The 1,134-nt window shown below is 44.6% G+C and carries 1 protein-coding gene and 1 pseudogene; one reads left to right on the forward strand and one right to left on the reverse strand.

Translation table 11 applies throughout. The features are described from left to right. Positions 1-127, forward strand: a pseudogene (locus F6K49_RS51620) (IS5/IS1182 family transposase); the annotation flags it as partial. A gap of 21 nt (positions 128-148) precedes the next feature. On the opposite strand, the gene F6K49_RS51625 reads toward F6K49_RS51620, so the two are convergent. Then, a protein-coding gene (locus F6K49_RS51625; RefSeq protein WP_293110758.1) for an IS5 family transposase occupies positions 149-963 on the reverse strand; the annotation gives its coding sequence in 2 pieces (ribosomal slippage) (positions 149-600 and positions 600-963; 816 coding nt in all). Positions 964-1,134: the final 171 nt, after the last annotated feature.

The raw sequence follows: 1,134 nt of genomic DNA on the forward strand, positions 1-1,134 counted from the left end.
ACGTAATCGGATTGAAAGACTAATTAACCGTCTCAAACAAAATCGACGAATAGCAACTCGCTATGAGAAATATGCAGTCAATTACCTAGCTATGTTGACTATTGCTTCTATATTACTCTGGCTTTAGAGCTGATTTGTAAATAAAAGCTTAAGAAGCTAATCGGCGAGTCATTAAACGAATAAGCGAGCCATAAATCATCGCTTCGCTGATGGTTGTGTACAATTCATAATCTTTACTCAAACGCCGAAATCTGTTGAGCCAACCAAACGTCCGTTCGACAATCCATCGCTTTGGTAGAATCTCAAATTCCTTTGATGTTCGCTCAATCACTTCCACTCGCACATCCTCCCCACAAACTTGTTGGACTGCATGAACAAAGTTTTTACCTGAATAACCTTGATCTACCCAAATCACTTCTAATTGCCTGAGTTGGGCAATAGCATCATGCAAAACAACCACTGCACCCAAACGTTCTGAGCCATTGGCTTCACTCACCAGCATCCCAATGAGCAGACCCTGGGAATCTACAACAATATGGCGTTTACGGCCTTTAACTTTTTTGCCACCGTCATAACCGTAGACCGCCCCCTTTTTTCCGCCGTCTTCACTGATTGGGAATCAGCGATCGCCACACTCGAATCTTCCTCTCGTCCCATTTGTTGTCGGAGTTGATGACGCAATTGGTCATGCATTCTTTGCCAAATCCCTTTACGCTGCCATTTGCGGAAATAACCATACACTGTTGGGTGGGGTGGAAAGTCATGGGGAAGCATTTCCCACTGACAGCCACTACGTTGCACATAGAATATGGCGTTGATAATCTCCCGTAGGTTAACCATCCTCGGATGTCCAAATCCCTTCGGCTCTGGTATCAGCCTACGCAGCACAACCCAAGCCCTATCACTCATATCACTCGGATAGGCTTGGCGGTGGGGATTGGCGATCTCAGGCAAACGACTCATGGATACAGTGGTTTAACTCATGTCGTCATATAGGTTACAGGCTACTCAGCCCGTCATTGAGTTTCCTTTAGATTCTCTTTACAAATCAGCTCTTAAACCTTAAACCTCTAACCTCTAACCTTCAACCTTCAACCTTCAACCTCCAACCTCTAACCTTCAACTTAAAAAGGC

Source organism: Moorena sp. SIO3I6 (assembly GCF_010672095.1).